The 18,035-nt window shown below is 43.2% G+C and carries 18 protein-coding genes; 3 read left to right on the top strand and 15 right to left on the bottom strand.

Features of this window, described 5'->3' with window-relative positions; translation table 11 throughout:
• The first annotated feature begins 28 nt into the window (after positions 1-28).
• Positions 29-1,405, top strand: a complete 1,377-nt coding sequence (locus JMF81_RS12115) for an alanine/glycine:cation symporter family protein (protein ID WP_201311704.1) — start codon at positions 29-31, stop codon at positions 1,403-1,405.
• Between the two features lie 62 nt (positions 1,406-1,467).
• Here JMF81_RS12115 and JMF81_RS12110 read toward each other — a convergent pair whose 3' ends face one another.
• The 4 genes from JMF81_RS12110 to JMF81_RS12095 form a co-directional block, all read right to left on the bottom strand.
• Positions 1,468-1,728, bottom strand: a complete 261-nt coding sequence (locus tag JMF81_RS12110; protein ID WP_201311703.1) for a TFIIB-type zinc ribbon-containing protein — start codon at positions 1,726-1,728, stop codon at positions 1,468-1,470.
• Between the two features lie 83 nt (positions 1,729-1,811).
• Complete coding sequence (locus JMF81_RS12105) at positions 1,812-3,965, bottom strand: glycogen debranching protein (protein ID WP_201311702.1); 2,154 nt, start codon at positions 3,963-3,965, stop codon at positions 1,812-1,814.
• A 138-nt stretch (positions 3,966-4,103) separates the two neighbouring features.
• Complete coding sequence (locus JMF81_RS12100) at positions 4,104-5,048, bottom strand: AEC family transporter (protein ID WP_201311701.1); 945 nt, start codon at positions 5,046-5,048, stop codon at positions 4,104-4,106.
• 193 nt (positions 5,049-5,241) lie between these two features.
• A complete protein-coding gene (locus tag JMF81_RS12095; RefSeq protein ID WP_201311700.1) occupies positions 5,242-5,817 on the bottom strand; it encodes a sugar O-acetyltransferase in 576 nt (191 codons plus the stop codon).
• Positions 5,818-6,004: 187 nt separating this feature from the next.
• Between JMF81_RS12095 and JMF81_RS12090 the strand changes: the two genes are divergently transcribed.
• Entirely contained in the window at positions 6,005-6,952 is a 948-nt protein-coding gene (locus JMF81_RS12090; RefSeq protein ID WP_201311699.1) for a helix-turn-helix transcriptional regulator, read from the top strand.
• 18 nt (positions 6,953-6,970) lie between these two features.
• Here the strand turns inward: JMF81_RS12090 and JMF81_RS12085 are convergent, their stop codons facing one another.
• The 4 genes from JMF81_RS12085 to JMF81_RS12070 form a co-directional block, all read right to left on the bottom strand.
• A complete protein-coding gene (locus JMF81_RS12085) occupies positions 6,971-8,500 on the bottom strand; it encodes an ABC-F family ATP-binding cassette domain-containing protein (RefSeq protein ID WP_201311698.1) in 1,530 nt (509 codons plus the stop codon).
• A gap of 412 nt (positions 8,501-8,912) precedes the next feature.
• On the bottom strand, positions 8,913-9,239 hold the full coding sequence (locus JMF81_RS12080) for a branched-chain amino acid transporter permease (RefSeq protein WP_201311697.1): 327 nt from the start codon (positions 9,237-9,239) through the stop codon (positions 8,913-8,915).
• Positions 9,236-9,949 carry an AzlC family ABC transporter permease gene (locus tag JMF81_RS12075; RefSeq protein ID WP_201311696.1) on the bottom strand — a complete coding sequence of 238 codons (714 nt, stop codon included), beginning with the start codon at positions 9,947-9,949 and terminating at the stop codon, positions 9,236-9,238. Before JMF81_RS12075 ends, JMF81_RS12080 begins: the two co-directional genes overlap by 4 nt.
• A 21-nt stretch (positions 9,950-9,970) precedes the next feature.
• The gene (locus tag JMF81_RS12070; protein ID WP_330611520.1) at positions 9,971-10,513 is read right to left on the bottom strand and encodes a helix-turn-helix domain-containing protein; all 543 of its coding nucleotides are present in this window, start codon (positions 10,511-10,513) and stop codon (positions 9,971-9,973) included.
• A 137-nt stretch (positions 10,514-10,650) separates the two neighbouring features.
• Between JMF81_RS12070 and JMF81_RS12065 the strand changes: the two genes are divergently transcribed.
• Positions 10,651-11,139, top strand: coding sequence for a GNAT family N-acetyltransferase (locus JMF81_RS12065; RefSeq protein ID WP_201311694.1), 489 nt, complete (start codon positions 10,651-10,653; stop codon positions 11,137-11,139).
• 62 nt (positions 11,140-11,201) lie between these two features.
• Here the strand turns inward: JMF81_RS12065 and JMF81_RS12060 are convergent, their stop codons facing one another.
• The 7 genes from JMF81_RS12060 to JMF81_RS12030 form a co-directional block, all read right to left on the bottom strand.
• Positions 11,202-13,388, bottom strand: a complete 2,187-nt coding sequence (locus JMF81_RS12060) for an ABC transporter permease (RefSeq protein WP_201311693.1) — start codon at positions 13,386-13,388, stop codon at positions 11,202-11,204.
• A 3-nt stretch (positions 13,389-13,391) separates the two neighbouring features.
• Positions 13,392-14,072 (bottom strand): ABC transporter ATP-binding protein, encoded by a 681-nt coding sequence (locus JMF81_RS12055; RefSeq protein WP_201311692.1) that lies wholly within the window; start codon positions 14,070-14,072, stop codon positions 13,392-13,394.
• Between the two features lie 77 nt (positions 14,073-14,149).
• Positions 14,150-15,322 carry a sensor histidine kinase gene (locus JMF81_RS12050; protein WP_201311691.1) on the bottom strand — a complete coding sequence of 391 codons (1,173 nt, stop codon included), beginning with the start codon at positions 15,320-15,322 and terminating at the stop codon, positions 14,150-14,152.
• Positions 15,319-15,993: a response regulator transcription factor gene (locus tag JMF81_RS12045; RefSeq protein WP_201311690.1), complete on the bottom strand. Its 675-nt coding sequence runs from the start codon at positions 15,991-15,993 to the stop codon at positions 15,319-15,321. The genes JMF81_RS12050 and JMF81_RS12045 overlap by 4 nt, the downstream gene beginning before the upstream one ends.
• Positions 15,994-16,111: 118 nt before the next feature.
• A complete protein-coding gene (locus JMF81_RS12040) occupies positions 16,112-16,468 on the bottom strand; it encodes a hypothetical protein (protein ID WP_201311689.1) in 357 nt (118 codons plus the stop codon).
• Positions 16,461-16,970, bottom strand: coding sequence for a flavodoxin (locus JMF81_RS12035; protein ID WP_201311688.1), 510 nt, complete (start codon positions 16,968-16,970; stop codon positions 16,461-16,463). Before JMF81_RS12035 ends, JMF81_RS12040 begins: the two co-directional genes overlap by 8 nt.
• A gap of 143 nt (positions 16,971-17,113) precedes the next feature.
• Entirely contained in the window at positions 17,114-17,989 is an 876-nt protein-coding gene (locus JMF81_RS12030) for a LysR family transcriptional regulator (protein ID WP_201311687.1), read from the bottom strand.
• Between the last annotated feature and the right edge of the window lie 46 nt (positions 17,990-18,035).

Raw genomic sequence — 18,035 nt, 5'->3', positions numbered from 1 at the left:
CAAAATGAAAAAGGAAGGATATTACAATATGCTGGACATCATTGAATCTGTTAATACTGCTGTCAACAATTTTATCTGGGGCGTTCCCGCCATGATATGTATTATCGGCGTCGGCCTTTACTTAAGTCTCCGGACCCGTTTCATTCAAATCCGGAAATTTGCCTATGCGATCCGATCCACTCTTGGAAAAGTATTTCAAAAACAAACGGCTTCTGACGGAGCTCTGACGCCATTTCAGGCTGTCTGTACCGCTCTCGCCGCCACAGTAGGAACCGGAAATATCGCCGGCGTTGCCGGGGCCATCGCCATTGGCGGACCAGGCGCCGTATTCTGGATGTGGATTTCTGCTTTCCTTGGGATGTGCACTAAATTCTCTGAAGTTACCCTGGCCGTTCATTTTCGTGAAAGGAACAAAGATGGGGACTATGTGGGCGGTCCGATGTATTACATAAAAAACGGACTTTCCAGGCACTGGCACTGGCTCGCTTTTGTATTTTCCGCTTTTGGCGTTCTTACTGTCTTCGGCACCGGAAACGCCACACAGGTCAATACGATCACAACGGCGATCAATTCTGCCCTGATCAATTTTCATCTTCTGGATCCGGCTTATACTAAAACTTCTAATATCATTCTTGGCATTGTCATCGCAGTTTTAGTCGGCCTGATCCTTCTTGGAGGAATTAAAAGAATCGGAAGTGTAACTGAAAAACTGGTGCCGTTTATGGCTGTCATTTACATTGCACTGTCTCTCGGCGTCATCATTTTGAATATCCAGAGGGTTCCCGGAGTCTTCGCCTCCATCTTTGCCGGCGCTTTTCAGCCGTCTTCTGTAACCGGAGGCGTTGTGGGAAGTTTCTTCCTGAGCATGAAGAAAGGTGTCTCCAGAGGTATTTTTTCCAATGAGGCAGGATTAGGTACCGGCTCCATCGCCCATGCCTGCGCCGATACCGATGAACCAGTAAAACAGGGACTGTTCGGAATTTTTGAGGTATTTACCGATACGATCGTTATCTGCACCATGACTGCCCTGGTCATTTTGTGCAGCGGAGTTCCTGTTGATTACGGAAACGCAGCCGGAGCTGAACTTACAATCCTTGGACTTACTTCAACTTACGGCAGCTGGATTTCTATTTTTACCGCGGTTGCTCTGTGCTGTTTTGCCTTCTCCACGATCATCGGATGGGGATTATACGGCGCAAGATGCATCGAATTCCTATTTTCTTCCAAGGTCATCAAGCCGTTTATGGTCGTATACTCTCTGGTATCCATTCTCGGCGCGACAGTAAATCTTGGGCTTTTATGGAGCATTGCCGAAACCTTTAACGGCCTTATGTCCATTCCAAACCTGATTGCTCTGTTCCTGCTTTCCGGAACTGTCGTTCAATTAGTTAGAAAATATTTTTAAGAATAGTCAAAGGCAGCCTGCTGTTTTCACAGTGGCTGCCTAATTTGTTTTTCTTCACCGGATCAGTCTCCACCGAAGATTTCAAGGATATCTCCTAAAAACGCACTCTTCTTTTTCGGCTTCTGATTGTGTTTTGATTTCTCTTTGCTCTTTGGTTTCTCGTCACGATCATATCCATCGTCATATGCAGACGCTCTTTCTATGATCTTATCCAGTTCTCCCCGGTCCAGCCAGATTCCACGGCACTCCGGACAATAATCAATTTCCACACCGTGTTTCTCCGACATCAGCAAAGTCACATCTTTACATACTGGGCATTTCATAGGCATCTCCTTTCCTGGTACTATCTCATACCATATGAGGTGTTTTCATTTTATTGCTTCTCTCCGTCTGAAACGACAGGAGTTTATGCTTCACTGGATACTTCCGGATTTTTTCTTCCGGTAAAGACCGCCACAGTTCTCGGACGCATGACATAACTTCCTTTTATCCTTCTCTCTTTTTCTTCTGAAAAGCAGTAATTTCCCTCTTCATCTCCAAAGGTATCGACACTTAAATACCATGACATGTTTTCACCGATATCCGGCAGCCGGATCTCAATCTCATCCCAGTAAGCATTGATCGTAATATAAACAAGATCATCCTGCTGCTGAGTCTCGTCATATCCTGCAAATACGTTGGAGAAAATCCTGTCGTCCCGGGATACTGTCATCTTCTCCGCATGAATATTATAAGTAGAAAGTCCTTCGATTCCACACTGAGCATCCGGTAATTTTTTACGGATCGATGGATGTTTCTTTCGATAAGCAATCATAAACTTAAAAAATTCAAACAGATCCTGATTCTTATCCAGAAGACTCCAGTCCAGCCAGGAAATCTCATTATCCTGACAATAAGCATTGTTATTACCAAACTGGGTATTGCCAAATTCGTCACCCGCCAGAAACATCGGCGTTCCCCTGCTGCACATCAGTACGGTACAGGCATTGCGGATCATACGGAATCTCAGATTCAGCACTTCCGGATCATCGGTCTCTCCTTCCGCCCCGCAGTTCCAGCTTCGGTTATCATCGGATCCATCGGTATTATTCCATCCATTGGCTTCGTTATGTTTTGTATTATAAGAATACAGATCATACAGGGTAAATCCATCATGACAAGTCAAAAAATTGACACTGGAATTGTATCCTGCGTAATGTCCATTATATTCATTATAAAGATCTCCATACAGATCTCCGGATCCCGAAATACTCCACGCGGCATTCCAGGATTCCCAGAAATCTCCCTTCAGGAAACCTCTGACCGCATCCCGGTATCTTCCATTCCATTCTGCCCACCGGCGGTTGGCCGGAAAGCTTCCAACCTGATACAGTCCGTCCGCATCCCATGCTTCCGCGATCAGCTTCACATTTTTAAGAATCGGATCATACGCCAGATTCTTAAGCAGCGGCGGATTATTCATTGGCATGCCGTCCTCGTTTCTTCCAAGAATACTGGCAAGGTCAAAACGGAAACCGTCCACCCGGTAATTGATCGTCCAGTATCTGAGACATTCCAGAATCATCTGCTGAACGATCGGATGATTGCAGTTTAATGTATTTCCGCAGCCGCTGAAATTATAATATTTACCGTCCGGCGTAAGAATATAATATATATTGTTATCAATTCCTTTAAAGCAGAAACTTGGGCCGTCTTCATTTCCCTCTGCCGTATGGTTAAATACCACATCCAGTATGACTTCGATTCCATTCTCATGAAGTTCCCGGATCAGTTCTTTTAACTCCCAGCCTTCCTTCTTAAAATCATCCAATGCCGCGTAGTTATTGTTCGGTGAAAAATAACTGACGGTATTATATCCCCAGTACTCCAAAAGGGTATTTCCATCCACTTCCCTGGCATTGATCGTCTCATCAAACTCGAAGACCGGCATCAGTTCTACGGCGTTGATGCCCAGTTCTTTCAGATAAGGGATCTTCTCCTTCAGGCCCTCGAATGTTCCTCCATGTTTTACATTGGAAGAAGGATGTTTTGTAAATCCCCTCACATGGAGTTCATATATGATCAGGTCACTCATCTCCCGGTCGGACTGCGGCCGGTCTCCCCAGTCAAACACATCTTTTACGACACGGGCATGATACGTTGCCTGACGCTTCTTTCCCCATGTTCTTCTTCCTGCCACCGCTCTGGCATAAGGATCCAGTAAAATATTATTTTTATCAAAAAGCAGCCCCTTTTCCGGTTCATGCGGACCGTCAATCCGGTAAGCATACTCAAATTCATTAATATCTAATTCAAACACGATCATGGAATAAACATCCCCGATCTTATACGATTCCGGAAACGGAATCACCGCATATGGCTCTTCTTCTCCTACATGAAATAAAAGCAGTTCACATCCCGTCCCTCCGCTGGTATGGATTGTAAAATTGACCCCGATTGGCAATTCTGTCGCACCATTTAAATCAAACATACCTGGACGTACAAGAAATCCTTCGATTTCCATCATTGGCTGAACTGATACCGGATGTTTTATCATATAATTATCAAAATATCGCTTCATAGTTTTTATCCATCCTTTTTTCAAGAATACTTTACGTATTCTTCCCAATAATTTCATCCTATTCTCACATTCTATCATATTTATGTATTGAATCCAATACAATCCTCTTATACATTTCTATATCGGCAGAATATCTGTTTATATAAGGGACATACTTTTTAAGATATACAGCCATCCCGTCACTGTAAAAGCACTGAACAATGTAGTCAGCATAACGGTGCTTGAAGTCAGAGTTCCTTCATGTCCCATATTTTTTGCCATAACATAACAGCTGACTGTTGTGGCGGATCCTAACATGATCAGGATTGCCACCAGCTGTTCTCTTCGAAATCCAAGTGCTACCGCTGCCGGAAGGAAAACCGCTGCAAAACCTGCCAGTTTCATCAAGGATGCCACAGCCGCAGGTTTTACCTTCTGAAATGCTTTTCTGATGTCAAACGTAGCTCCCATCGCCATAAGGCCGAGAGGCGTAGCGCAGGATCCTATATTCGAAACCGTTTTCCCTACGATCGCCGGCATTGGAATCCTCAGGGCAGACCAGATCAGTCCCGCCGCAATGCCGATAATGATCGGATTTGTAATAATTCCCTTAAAAGTTTTTGCCCAGACCTCTCTGGTCATTTTCTGAGGCTGCGGCTGAAAAAATGACAGGACCACAACCGCCATGATATTGTAAAGAGGCACACTTCCGATGATCATCAGCGGCGCCATTCCTGCATCGCCATATATATTCTGGATAAACGCAATTCCAAGCAGAGCGGCGCTGCTTCGATAAGATGCCTGTATAAACTCTCCCTGAATGGATTTATCCTTCCATAAAAAAGAAATCCCCATAGAAATTCCTATGCTGATCAGTGTTGCCGCAAAACAAAAAAGTACAAATTTCAAATCCCATACTTTAGAAAAATCAACCGTTGCCAGATCCTCAAATACCAGGACCGGCAGCGGCACAAGAAATACAAATTTATTCATTTTGGACGCAAAATCGTCATCGATCCATCCGATTTTTTTAAACAGCAGTCCCAGAATCATCATCAGAAAAATCGGAACTGTCGCATTCAGGCTGAAAATTAAATTCTCCATGATGTCCTCCTTCTCTCCTTCTATTCTGTTCTATTTCTTATTTTATGTCAACCCCAGGTCTCTTTTCCTCCAGAACAACTGAGAAAGGACGGCAAAAAACCATGAAGTTATCCGTATCCCTCCATGGTTTCTGTATCATTCTTTTAGTTCCACTAATATTTCTGCAGCCTCAAAACAGCAGAATTCTTTCTCCTTATCTTCCCTGTTTTGTATCATCTTCTATCTCTCTGATAAACTTTGCCGGAACACCTCCTACAAGACAATTATCCGGAACATCTTTCGTCACGACGGCTCCTGCTGCCACAACCACATTATTTCCTATGACAACTCCCGGCAGTATAGTGCAGCCGCCTCCAATCCAAACATCATTTCCTATGGTGACCGGCTTTGCCTGTCCCAGGTGCCGGCGCCTTTTCTTCGGTGACATTGGATGGTTCACTGTTGTGATCAGTGTATTCGGCCCGATCATTACATAATCGCCAATGGAAACCGGCGCGATATCCAGTATAGTTACATTATAATTTGCCAGGAATTCTTCTCCTACATGGATGTTTTTTCCGTTGTCACAGGCAAATCCCGGCAGAACCGCCGGATCCTTTCCTGCGGAATCAAATAATTCTCTGATTGCCGCCTCTACTGCTTTCTCATCGGTCTGATCTGTTTTATTTAATTTCTCACATCCTTTTACCGCATGAAGTTTCCTTGCGTTGACTTCTTCATCCCAGAAATCATATTCCAGTCCCGCGTCTAATTTTTCTAACTCTGTCATTTTTTCCTCCTTCAGATTCCGTTTTCCCTCTGTCATTCTGTTTTTAACTTATATTTTTTTACTATATCGTCCGGAACATGATTTTTCAGTATCCTGCCTTAAGAAATCATATGGCTTTTTCTCATATTTCATGATAAATTAGAAACAGAACTTCAGACAGCATCGCTTCATAGAAAGGAGAACAGACATGGCACATACACTCTTATCTTCTTCTCTGGAATCTCTCGGTGAGCAGTTTGCCAGACGAGACTGGGAATATTTAGATCTGCCGGTAGGCAGTCAGATTGAAAAAGCTTTTGCATGGCCCGGTGAAGCCAGTGAACAGATTATGATCTGTGTCCATAAGGGACCGGATATCCAGGAATTATTTCATCGTCAGGATTTTTTCTTCTTTAATTTTGCATACAAAGGAAATTATGGCGCTCTAAGCTACCGCCATGACAATCACATTACCATCTGTGAGAATGAATGCTACATTGGACAGCCTTTCACCGGATATGCACTGACGGCTCACAGTCAGGAAGAAATTATCATCATTGGCATCCTGATCCAGAAAGAGTCATTTTTCAAAACATTTCTTCCGGTATTGTCATCAGACCCGAAGTTATTTCATTTTTTCCTGGCTCCACAAAACGATGAATATTCCGATGACTTTATCCACCTTAAATTTGAGGATCCTTTCTGTATCCGGACACTGCTGGAAATGATGGTCGTTGAATACGCAAATCCCAGAGAAGATACCCAGAAGATTCTGCAGCCTATGGTTCTGACTCTCCTGATGCAGGCCGCCCGGCAGTACCGAAACTCTGTCTCTGTCCCTGAAAACGAGACTTTGTCCGACCAGATCATCCGCTATATCAGTGAACATACTGACACAGTTTCCCTAAGCAGTATTGCACAGCATTTCGCATATCACCCGAATTATATTTCCACTCTCCTTCACCAGGAAACAGGACGCACCTTTTCCGAGATCCTGCTGGAACAGCGCATGGACCGGGCTCTCAGTCTGCTGCGGGGAACCAGTCTGTCCATAGAAGAAATTGCCGCCATGCTGGGGTGCAGCAACAGCAGCAACTTCTATAAAGCTTTTCGAAAATATTATGGATGTTCTCCGCGGAAGTATATAAATACCTGACTCTGAAGCGGCATATTTCTATTTTCCAATATGAATGATCTTCTGTACCCAGTCTTTATAGAATGATTCCTCATGGGATACCAGCAGCACAGTTCCCTGAAACTTCATAATTGCTTCCCGCAGCGCCTCCTTTGCTGTCACATCCAGATGATTAGTCGGCTCATCTAAAATCAAAAAATTGCAGGGCTTTAGCGTCAGCAGACATAATTTTACTTTTGCCTGTTCACCCCCGCTTAAAGTATGAATTTCCTGCAAAGCATGCTTCTTTCCTATTCCACATCTTGCAAGATATCTCCTTACTTCCCCTGCCGTTAGATCCGGATTATATTCTGAAATAATTTCAACCGGGGTCTTTGTTTTGTCTTCCCATGAAAAATCCTGTTCAAAGTACGCTGTCTCTGCCTGATCAGACAGTCTGAATTGCCCATCTATGCTTTTTATCTGACCTGTCAGTGTTTTAATCAGTGTCGATTTTCCTATTCCATTAAATCCTGTTATAACTGCTTTCTGTCCGCTCATAAGATTAAATTCAATTCCCTGCAAAATAGGGACATCATATCCTACTGAAAGTTGTTTTACCGTAAGATACTCCGTATGATTTGATGGAATTTCTCTAAACTTAAAAAATGGTTTTTCTTCTCTTTGGTCTGGTGTTCCTATTTTCATCATTCTTTCCAGCTGTTTCCTTCTGCCTTTCGCCATCCTGGATTTTCTTCCGGCTATGTTCTTTCGTATAAATTCTTCTGTTGCTCGTATCTTTTTTTGCTGAGCATTGTACCGGCACTCATATGTTTTCTGCCGCGCTGCCTTTTTCTCCTGAAATTCTGTATAAGTCCCATAATATTTCGTAATCGTCTTTTGATCTACATCAAAAATCCGATTGGATACCAGATTCAAAAATTCATCATCATGGGAAACTACAAGAAATGCATTTTCTATCTGAGACAAGTATCCTGCCAGCCACGCCACATGCTCATGATCCAGGAAATTCGTCGGTTCGTCCAGCAGCAGAACATCTGGCTCTTCCAGTAAAATTTTGGCCAATATTATTTTGGCTCTCTGCCCTCCGCTCATTTCAGAAATAAAACGTTCTCCGCCTAAGGATGACAATCCCAGTCCTTCCATGACTTGTTCTATTTTGGTATCTGCTGAATAATAATCTCTGATTTCCAATTCTTGTTGACACTCTGCAGCTTTCTCAAGATACTTTTCATCTCCCTGAGCTGCTCTTTCGTAATATTTCAGCATCTGCCTCTCTACTTTTTCCAAATCAGCAAATGCAGATCTCAAAAATCCCATCACTGTCATTGTCTTTTCTATTTCGGCATATTGATCCAGACATCCTGTTTTTATCCCTGGAGCCCAGACGACATGCCCGGAATCTGCTGGCAGCTGCCCAGTGCATATTTTGATCAAAGTACTTTTTCCCGCTCCATTTTTCCCAACAACACCCGCATGTTCTCCCCGATTCAAGGTTAATGCCGCATTTTCATATAAAATATTTTCTCCAAGAGAATGGGTCAGCCCCTCAATTTCCAATAAACTCATTGTATCTCATCCTTTCTTTTTGCAATAATGAAAAAAGCAGAAGACTTTGCATTCCACGCAACGCCTTCTGCTTTGATCGCTTTTCCCACTAAAAGCAAACATTCATCTGTTTTACTATTTCTATACAACAAAAGGCCGTGGATGAAACATCATCCACAGCCTTTGTCTGTCAAAAATCATACGGAAAATAAGCAATCAGATATATCAGAATTTGACAAATCCATTGCTTATGGTTCCGATGAAATCTTTCCGCGCCTTTTAAGCACTATACTCTGCACAATGTTTCATCGGTTTGAATTGTACAGAGTTAAGCTTATTCTTCGCTGGTAATCTATTTTGTATAAAAAAATTCATAATTATCTTCCTTTCAACGCAGTCAGTATAGCACTGCGTATATAATATGTCAAGCCAGTCAAAACACCATCTGCACCAGCATCATATAACAAACCGTTCCTCCTGCGATGGACAGCAGCATCTGCCGTTTCCAGAGATGAAGCCCCGCAACGGCCGCAATGGAAATCAGTTCCGGGATTCCGTGACTTCCGGACAGAATGTTTACATCCCGCAGACAGTAAATGACCAGCAGTCCGAAAACCGCGGACGGCAGCACTCTTCCAAGGTACTGAATATATTTTGGAACAGGCTTGTCCCCGGGAAATACAAGAAACGGCAGGAACCTGGTCATTGCCGTTCCCAGCACTGCCATTCCGATTATTATTATCTTTTGTGCCAGTGTCATACTGCTTCTTCTCCTTTCTCCAGAAATCTTCGTAAATACGTCAGCACACATAACATGGCCAGCATAGCCGGAATCATAAAGTTATCGGCTCCAAAGAAAATCAGACACAGCAGGGAAGCCGCGATTCCCACTACCGCACTGGTATGTCTTTTTTCTTTCATCCACTGCTCCAGAAAAATTACTACAAACATGGCAGTCATAACGAAATCAAGCCCTTCCGTGTCAAAATGGATCAGAGAGCCGCAGATGCCGCCCAGTGTCGCTCCAAATACCCAGTAAAAATGATTTAACATGGTCACAAAAAACATAAACCAGCCCCGGTCTGTGTCATCCGGTATTTCTGCCGTATAATTAATGGAAAAACTCTCATCACACATTCCAAAAATCAGATAAATCTTTTTCCATCCTGCCGCACGGTACCGATCCAGCATGGAAATTCCATAAAACAAGTGACGGGCATTGACCATCAGGGTCACTGCCAATACCTGCAGAGGATGAAAAGCTCCCAGAAGCATATTAACTGTTAAAAATTCTACCGAACCCGCAAATATAAACATGCTCATAAACAATGGATACCAGAAGCTGAAGCCGGAAACATTCATATAAATTCCATAGGTCAGGCCCAGAAACCAGAATCCCGCAAAAATTGGAATCGTATAAGGGAATGCCGCGGCAAACGCCTTTTTCAACGTATGAGATCTTTTTTTCATTCTTTTTCCTCCATTCCCTTTCTACGGATTATACAAAATCATGTGCAGCACCGCAGTTTCTTCTCCCGAATTCCGATAGGAATGTTCCGTATCCCCTTTGAACCGGATATTTTCTCCTTCTGACACCTGAAACTGCTTTCCATCGGCTTTTATTTCAACTGTTCCTGAAAACACCGTGATAAATTCCGTCGTTCCACGAAGATGAGGTTCGGACTCCCAGTAACTGTCCGGATCCAGTTCCAGATAATAAACGGCAAATCTCCGGTTCTCATCATCCGGAAAAATGGAATAGTTCCTTACTTTTCCGTCATCTTCCAGAATCGGCTGCACTTCTGCCGTCTTTACAATTTCATATGTCACTTCCGGACGCACAGTCAGCGCGTCAAACGGCACTTTCATTCCGTTGGATATTTTCCACAGCGTTGAGATCGTAGGGTTTCCATCTCCCCTTTCGATCTGCGCCAGCATGCTTTTGCTGACTCCGCTTAATTTTGCCAGTTCTTCCATGGTCAGCTTCTTTTCTTTCCTGAACCGCCTGATGTTCCCGGCTACAATCTGATTCATTGTATCCAATCTTTCTTTCCTCCTGCATTGACAATATATTGTATTTATATTATCATTATATCACACAAATCGCAACATAACATACTTTTTGTTCCATTATATTATTCTTTTGAGATATTATAAAGAGGAGAAGAACTATGACTGAATTCACAATCCATCAATTTCAGGATAAATATACCCGGGATGTCATCGATCTGGTCCTTCATTTTCAAAATGACGGCACCCGCCCGCCTGTTTCCGTTGACGATCAGCCGGATCTGCTGAATATTACCGGTGAATATATAGAAAAAGGCGGCAATTTCTGGATTGCCGCCAGACACGGAACACTGATCGGATCCATCGGCATTATGCCGTACACCCCAGAAATTGCCGTCTTAAAGAAATTTTTTGTATATGAAGATTATCAGGGCGAACCGTATCACATCGGACAGAAACTATATCAGCGCCTCCTGACTTTTGCCCGGGAAAAGGGCTTTAAAACCATCCTTCTGGATACTCCTTATAATACAGACAGAGCCCATGCCTTTTATGAACAGGCCGGTTTTCGAAAAGTCACGGAAGATCAGCTTCCAATCCGGTTCAGTCATCCGTATAAAGACTGTGATTTCTTCCTGCTGGAATTATAATCTTTTGGTTTCAGAACCCGAGTGACAGACATCGTCTGATCCTCAGGTTCTGAAACATTTTTTTAATTCAGCGTATCATCTTTCAAAATCTCACTCAAATCACAATTTAAAACTCTTCTGCCCCCGATAAAATACGCCAGTCCCACAAAAAATATAATCACAGCTGCAAATGCCGCCACCGGTATGATCGGTGCTTCCCGCAAAAACACCTCAGGATTCAGGTGACTTGCCGCAAGCATAAATGTAACCGCTGCTGCAGTCAGAGGAATTGTGATCAGAATCGGACGCCCTGCTGTTACAAATGCTTCCATACAAAATACACTCCGTATATCTTTTGGTGTCATGCCTATGGACAGATACTGGGCAAATTCTCTTTTTCTCTGCTGTACAAATCCCAGCGTTACAGAAAATATATTGGCAATTCCGATGACTGCGATCAGAATGCAGAATCCTCCGATGATCATTTTGACTCCCTGAAGCATTTCTTCATTTGATATCCTTTCCCGGATGCGGTTTTCTATTTCATAATCGTAAGATGTATCCAATATCTTTTCTATCCCGTCTCCTATCAAACTGCATCCCTCAAGATCAATTCCCTGACGCCCCAGAATCCGGATATAAGTTGTCGTTTCACCGGTATGGGCTCCCATTCTTTCCCACAGAGAAAGGGGCATAAACTGAACCAAAGCATAGTCTGCATACTCCTCTCTGAGCTTCGGCTCATCCTGTGTATACGCCAGTATAGGGATTTCCCGCATTTTAATTTCTTCCGCGGCCGCTGCTGCCGTTTTATTTTCCTTTACAAATGGAATGTATTTTCTGTCTCTGAAATTGCTGTTTTTGCTGTCCCAGATACGATTCAAAATAATAGTACCGTCCAGCCCCGGAGATGCTCCGATCTCTCTGCAGTATTTCAGAAAACTCTCATCATCCATAATAATGACAGGCGATATCACTGTATCATTTCCCTGTTTATCTTTTTCGACTTCATTTTCTGTCAGGGCTTCCAGCCCGCCCAGCGCCAGCATCTGAGGGCTCTGCCATTCCCGGGGCAGAGAAATTCGCATTTCCGCTTTCTGATATAAAATACTGTCACGGATTCCCGGAAGATTCCTGATTTCCTGTGTCCGGTCAAAATCAGCAAGCTCTGTATTTTTAATTTCCGCCATAACGTCCCATGTATCCTGATATCTCTCAAAATACGTATAACGTGTACTGATATCAGACAAAGTAAAAAAGCACAGCATCAAAGCAAAACTTAAAAATGATAAAACCAGAGACACATTGGAAATCCTGTAAGCTCTGTTCTGCGCTTTCATTGCATTTCCCGCCAGTTCTCCTTTGATTCCAAAAATTCCGGACAGAACTGTCCGGCGCTTTCTTTTATTCAAATGCAGCCCTTCTTCATTCCGTACTGCTTCCATCGGCGTCATCCGGCTTAATTTTACGGCTGGAATCCACGCAGATAAAAGCACAGTAACTGCCGCGAGAAAAAGAGAAACTGTCAGTATCACAGGATGATATTGAAATACGGCCGGATGTCGTCCTGCCACATTCTCAGCGAAATGATTGACTGCTTTTATGACAGCATAACTGCTTCCGATTCCCGCCGCCGTTCCCAGAAGAATCGGCAAAATACTCAGCGCTGCCGCTTCCTGAAGGAGACACGTCCGGATCTGTCCGGGTGTGGCCCCAATGCCTGAAAGTATTCCAAACTGACGGATCCTCGCCCTCATTGAAATTTCAAAAGAATTCCTGATAATGAGAATCAGCGACAGACAAATGAAAAACAGGACCACTGCACAAAACGGCAAAAGCAAAGGCGGTTCTTTATCCTGCGGATCCGTGATAAAATAACAGGACAGCAGCTGTACATGGTACTGGATTTCCTCTTCTTCCACTCCAAGATACCGGGCAATTCCAGGCATATCGCTGTAAATTGTCCGCAGATTTTTAAAATAAATATCTATCACGGTCTTCTCATCCGATAAATCTTCATTTAACTCTGCCCGCTCTACATTCTTAAACTGCTGAATTTTCTTTATGTCATTTTCGCTGAGTTCAGAAATGATCCGCCCCTGCCATCCTCCCTCTTCCAGTTCAATCCTTTCAATCTCATATTTCCACAAATTAAAGGCCATGGTACAGATCAATGACAGGAACATCATGGCACCGAATACTGCCATCATAATAGAAATACAGGTCCTTCGGTTATGTTTCAGATAACTTTCTGAATAATTTTTCCACATATCCTACCTCCTGCTCTGATCTGCGATGATACGTCCATCTTCCATCGTAATAATGCGGTCTGCTTCCAAAGCAAATTTTTCATCATGGGTGACCAGCAGGATTGTCTGCTTCAGATTCCGGTAAAATACTTTTAACAAATCCATGATTTCTCTGGAATTTTTCCGATCCAGGTTCCCGGTAGGCTCATCAGCCAGCAAAATAGCCGGACGGTAGATCAGAGCTCTTGCAATGGCAGCTCTCTGCTGCTGCCCTCCGGACAGCTGATATGGAAGCATGTTTCGCTTTTCCTCCAGCCCCAGTGTCTTTATAATCTGTTCATAATATTCCCGTTCCGGTTTCCGCTTGTCCAACAGCAGAGGCATCAAAATATTTTTTTCAATGGTCAATGTGGGAATCAGATTATAAAATTGATAGACCAGTCCTATCTTTCTTCTTCTGAAAATTGCCGCTTCGGAAGCATTTAATGTTCCCAGATCCACCCCGTCCACTATGACAGATCCTTCTGTCGGGCTGTCCACACTTCCAAGAATATGCAGAAGTGTAGATTTGCCCGATCCCGATCTCCCGACCACGGCTGCAAATTCTCCCTGTTCCACTGACAGATTTACCCCGTTCAGCGCCGTCACCTGGTTTTCCCCTTTTCCAAATTTCTTTATCACGCCTTCACATCTGAGAATCTCCATCTCCGTCCTCCTTTGACTTCATTTTTTCTTATCATAGCAAAGAAAAATGACATTCCGGTGACATATGGAAGCAGCGGCTATTCCCTCTGATATATCCGAATCTCAAAGCAGGCGCCTCCCTGCGGACGATTATATGCTCTTACAACCCCATTCTGCATTTCAATGATTTCCTTCGCAATGGAAAGACCGATTCCTGTGCTGTCTTTTTGTGCATTTCTGCCTCTGAAAAACCGGTCAAACAAATACGGTATATCTTCTTCCGGAAAACCTGGTCCCTCATCCCATATGTTTATCTGTGTATACAGCAGATTTTTTTCATAAGTACAATAAACTCTTCTTCCTTTCGTACTGTGTTCCATACAGTTTTTCATCAGATTCATCACAGCCTCCATGGTCCATTCCGGGTCTGCCGTAATATCTGTCTCTTCTGTCTTTAAAACATCAATAGAAACACCATATTGCAGCGATAATTCCTGCAAATTATCCGCTGCCATCATCAGCAGAGTAAAAACATCGGTTTTGCTTTTTTCCAGAACAAGCGTCCCCGCATCAATACGGGCAAGGAGAAGCAGTGCTTCTTCCAGATGTTTTAATCGATTCAGCTGTCTTTTTATTTGAAGAATATATTTAGATGAATTTGTCGTCTGCAGCATCTGCAAAGACAAAGAAATAGATGTTACCGGCGTTTTCAGCTGATGGGCAATATTGGAAAGATGATCCGCAAACTGATTTTTTGCTCTGACTGCGTGATCCCGTGTCTGCCGCAGTGATGTGACGGTTTTATAGATTTCATCCTGTAATTTTGAAAACTCTCCTTCTGTTTCTTTTCGAAACATCGCATAATCCCCATGATTCATTTTTTCCAGATTCTCTGTCAGCGTGCGGATCCGCTGAAATATATTCTTTTTCCAATATATAAAAACGCATGAAAATAAAATGCCTCCTGTCAGAAGCCCGGCGCCTGCGCTTTTCAGAAAAATTCCCCGGTTCCATTTCAGATCAGACGGGGTATATCCAAAAGTTTTCAGATATCCGGAAGTTTCGGATTCTCTCAGAACATCTTTCTCTTTGATAATTTCCAGCATCGTCTGTTCCACATCCGGTCGTTCTTCCTGCAGTCTTTCACAAAAAGCGTCCAGCAGTCTGTACTGTTCTCTCACCTGATACTGATACATTGCAAAAGCAGAGACAGAACAGACAATAAGAAAAGCGGCAAGCCCCATTAGAATCTTCATTTTCCGTTCTGTCATATTTCATCCTCCATACGATACCCAAAACTCCTTATGGTTTTGATATATGCCGGCTGGTTCAGCTTCTGACGCAGACGTTTCATGGCGACAGTCAGTGTATTATCGTTCACAAAGTTTCCATTTTCATCCCATATTTTTTCCAGCAGTCTCTGCCTTGTCACTGTCATTCCCTTATGTTCCATCAAAATAAGAAGCAGCTGATATTCTGACCGGCTCACGGAAACCTCCTGCCCGCCGCAGAATACCATCATTTTTTCTTTATCAATGGTCAGATTCCCGCAGGATATCACCGTCTGCCCGGGAACAATTCCTGCTCTCCGAAGCAGGGCACAGATGCGTGAATACAGAACTTCCAATTCAAATGGCTTTTCCACATAGTCATCTGCGCCATTCTGAAATCCTTTTACAATATCCTTTGTTTCATTCCTGACCGTTAGAAACATCAGCGGCAGATCCTGCCATCTGGAGCGAATCCACCGGCAAAGCCGGCTCCCTTCTTCATCCGGGAGATTCCAGTCCAGCAAAATAAGCTCCGGACGCTGTTTTCCCAGTGATTCTTTTACTTCCTCTGCGGCCCTGTAAAGCGTCACTTTGAAATTTCGTGATTCAAGATATTCTTTTACAATCCCTGCAATGTCTTCATCATCTTCTACATAATATATTTCTGTCATAACATTCCTCTTACATTCAGCAAAATCGATTCCCATAACAAAAAATACAAAGATCTTCCTCATCCTGTCATAAGGAAAACCCTTGTATTTTCAGTCTATCACAGCCGCAGAGACACCGTCAACGCACCTGCGCATACTTCATATTTAACGTTTTCCAGAACGCCGCAAGCATGATGATTCCCGTGATCAGTGCGATCACTTCGGCAGTCGGCGCTGCCCACAGAATTCTCTCCACACCTGCCAGCCGGCGCAGAATGAATAAAAGCACAATATCCAGTGAGCCTTTGTGGAGAACGGACAAAACAAACGGTTCCACACCTCGTCCCACCGCCTGAAATACTGCAATGATCACAAAGGTTATCGTATACACCAAAAGGCACAGAAAAACTGCCGCCACCGCACTGGCAAAAATCTGCTCTTCCCTGGCCGCAGAATCTTCTTCTATTTCTTTCTGCAATTTTCCGCTTTTACGCATTTTGATTCACTTCTTTTCTTACCTTCTCGACCCATGCGTCGATATCTTTATCCGGAGTTTCCAGATGATCTCCTCCTGAGGAATCAAATTTAATTTCCATTTCACAGGCAAAGGATGCTCCTTTGCAGGCTTTCTTCATATCTTTAATCACATGTCCCGGCCAGCCGCCGTTGGTCATAAATGGTATCACGGTTTTTCCTGTAAAATCTGTCTGCTCCAGAAAAGTATGGACTGCCGGAGCCATGGTATACCACCAGGTCGGTGTTCCTACCGCGATCACATCGTACTGAGATAAATCTACGCCAATTGGTTTTATCTGCGGCTTATATCCTTCATTTACTTCTCTCTTTCCCTGGGCCACTACATCTTCATAGCTTCCTTCATATGGCTTTGCGGTGTCGATCCTGATCAGATCCGCTCCTGTTCCTTTACTTAGCCGCTCCGCGATCCTCTTTGTATTGCCATTAGACCAGGAATAATAAATTACTGCCATTTTTTTCATATTTCTCCCACCTTATCTTCTTATGACTGCTGTTTCACACAGCTTCTCTTCCAGCATAATTCTACTCCTGTCTGTTTCTCAAAAGAAGAAACCATTCGTTAAAAGAGTTATAACCTATAGTTTATAGTCGGTTTCTGTCTTTTTTATAAGAATTCTTTTTTCAATTCTGTTATGACTAATTTTGCAGCGGGAGTAAAGGTCTGATATTTCTTCCATATAATATACATAGGTGATTCCAAGGCAGGCTCCAGCGGCCGAAAACACAGTTCTCCATCTTTTCCTGTATAGATCAGTTCGTCAAATCCCAATACATATCCAAAATTTTCACGAACCATGACCGACGCATTGAACAGCAAATCATATGTAGCCACGATATGCAGTTTATCCTGCGCTTCCCCAAACCATCTTGGCATTTCATCCTCCATAGCCTGCCGGGACAGAATCAAAGGAATATGAATCAGATCTTCCAGACAGATAAATTCCTTCTCTGCCAGACTACTGTCTTTTCGCATAATCAAGCCCCAGCGGTCCATCGAAGGCAGTTTCAGATAATTATATTTCACAGCATCTGGTTCCTGAACAATAATCGCAAAATCCAGCAGGCCTTGTCCCAGTCTTTCATTTACGGCATCTGTACCGCTGCTGTAAAAATGATAACGAATCAAAGGATATTCTTTCTGCAGTTTTCTAATCGCTCGGATAAAATACTGAATACCGTTTGATTCCGCACAGCCAACACGAATATCTCCTCCATTGATTTCATCCAAAGTTTTTATCTTTTCTGCTGTCTTATCCACCATATCTAGTATATCTTCTGCTCTCTTTTGAAGCAGACGTCCTTCTTCTGTCAATTTAATACTGTAATTGGTGCGTACAAATAATTTCTTTCCCAGTTCTTCCTCCAGATTTTTTAACTGACGCGATAGCGTCGGCTGGGAAATGTGCAGCCTCTGTGCTGTTTTTGTAATATTCTTTTCTCTGGCGACTTCCAGAAAATAACGCAAAACTCGTAATTCCATTTTATTTCCTCCTTTTTTAGTATATCAGATTCAGTTATTTATTTTT

It is taken from the genome of Anaerostipes butyraticus, from assembly GCF_016586355.1.
GTDB classification, from domain to species: domain Bacteria; phylum Bacillota; class Clostridia; order Lachnospirales; family Lachnospiraceae; genus Anaerostipes; species Anaerostipes butyraticus.
Note: the sequence above shows the minus strand (reverse complement) of the source record. Positions and strands in the feature narration are given on the sequence as shown.

Bases quoted from the DNA above. Each gene is read 5' to 3' on its own strand.
- JMF81_RS12070 (WP_330611520.1), bottom strand. From the start codon at position 10,513: ATGAATCAGATTGTAGCCGGGAACATCAGGCGGTTCAGGAAAGAAAAG.
- JMF81_RS12050 (WP_201311691.1), bottom strand. From the start codon at position 15,322: ATGACAGAACGGAAAATGAAGATTCTAATGGGGCTTGCCGCTTTTCTT.
- JMF81_RS12090 (WP_201311699.1), top strand. From the start codon at position 6,005: ATGGCACATACACTCTTATCTTCTTCTCTGGAATCTCTCGGTGAGCAG.
- JMF81_RS12055 (WP_201311692.1), bottom strand. From the start codon at position 14,072: ATGGAGATTCTCAGATGTGAAGGCGTGATAAAGAAATTTGGAAAAGGG.
- JMF81_RS12065 (WP_201311694.1), top strand. From the start codon at position 10,651: ATGACTGAATTCACAATCCATCAATTTCAGGATAAATATACCCGGGAT.
- JMF81_RS12100 (WP_201311701.1), bottom strand. From the start codon at position 5,048: ATGGAGAATTTAATTTTCAGCCTGAATGCGACAGTTCCGATTTTTCTG.
- JMF81_RS12040 (WP_201311689.1), bottom strand. From the start codon at position 16,468: ATGCGTAAAAGCGGAAAATTGCAGAAAGAAATAGAAGAAGATTCTGCG.
- JMF81_RS12115 (WP_201311704.1), top strand. From the start codon at position 29: ATGCTGGACATCATTGAATCTGTTAATACTGCTGTCAACAATTTTATC.
- JMF81_RS12075 (WP_201311696.1), bottom strand. From the start codon at position 9,949: ATGAAAAAAAGATCTCATACGTTGAAAAAGGCGTTTGCCGCGGCATTC.
- JMF81_RS12080 (WP_201311697.1), bottom strand. From the start codon at position 9,239: ATGACACTGGCACAAAAGATAATAATAATCGGAATGGCAGTGCTGGGA.
- JMF81_RS12095 (WP_201311700.1), bottom strand. From the start codon at position 5,817: ATGACAGAGTTAGAAAAATTAGACGCGGGACTGGAATATGATTTCTGG.
- JMF81_RS12085 (WP_201311698.1), bottom strand. From the start codon at position 8,500: ATGAGTTTATTGGAAATTGAGGGGCTGACCCATTCTCTTGGAGAAAAT.
- JMF81_RS12035 (WP_201311688.1), bottom strand. From the start codon at position 16,970: ATGAAAAAAATGGCAGTAATTTATTATTCCTGGTCTAATGGCAATACA.
- JMF81_RS12030 (WP_201311687.1), bottom strand. From the start codon at position 17,989: ATGGAATTACGAGTTTTGCGTTATTTTCTGGAAGTCGCCAGAGAAAAG.
- JMF81_RS12045 (WP_201311690.1), bottom strand. From the start codon at position 15,993: ATGACAGAAATATATTATGTAGAAGATGATGAAGACATTGCAGGGATT.
- JMF81_RS12105 (WP_201311702.1), bottom strand. From the start codon at position 3,965: ATGAAGCGATATTTTGATAATTATATGATAAAACATCCGGTATCAGTT.
- JMF81_RS12060 (WP_201311693.1), bottom strand. From the start codon at position 13,388: ATGTGGAAAAATTATTCAGAAAGTTATCTGAAACATAACCGAAGGACC.
- JMF81_RS12110 (WP_201311703.1), bottom strand. From the start codon at position 1,728: ATGAAATGCCCAGTATGTAAAGATGTGACTTTGCTGATGTCGGAGAAA.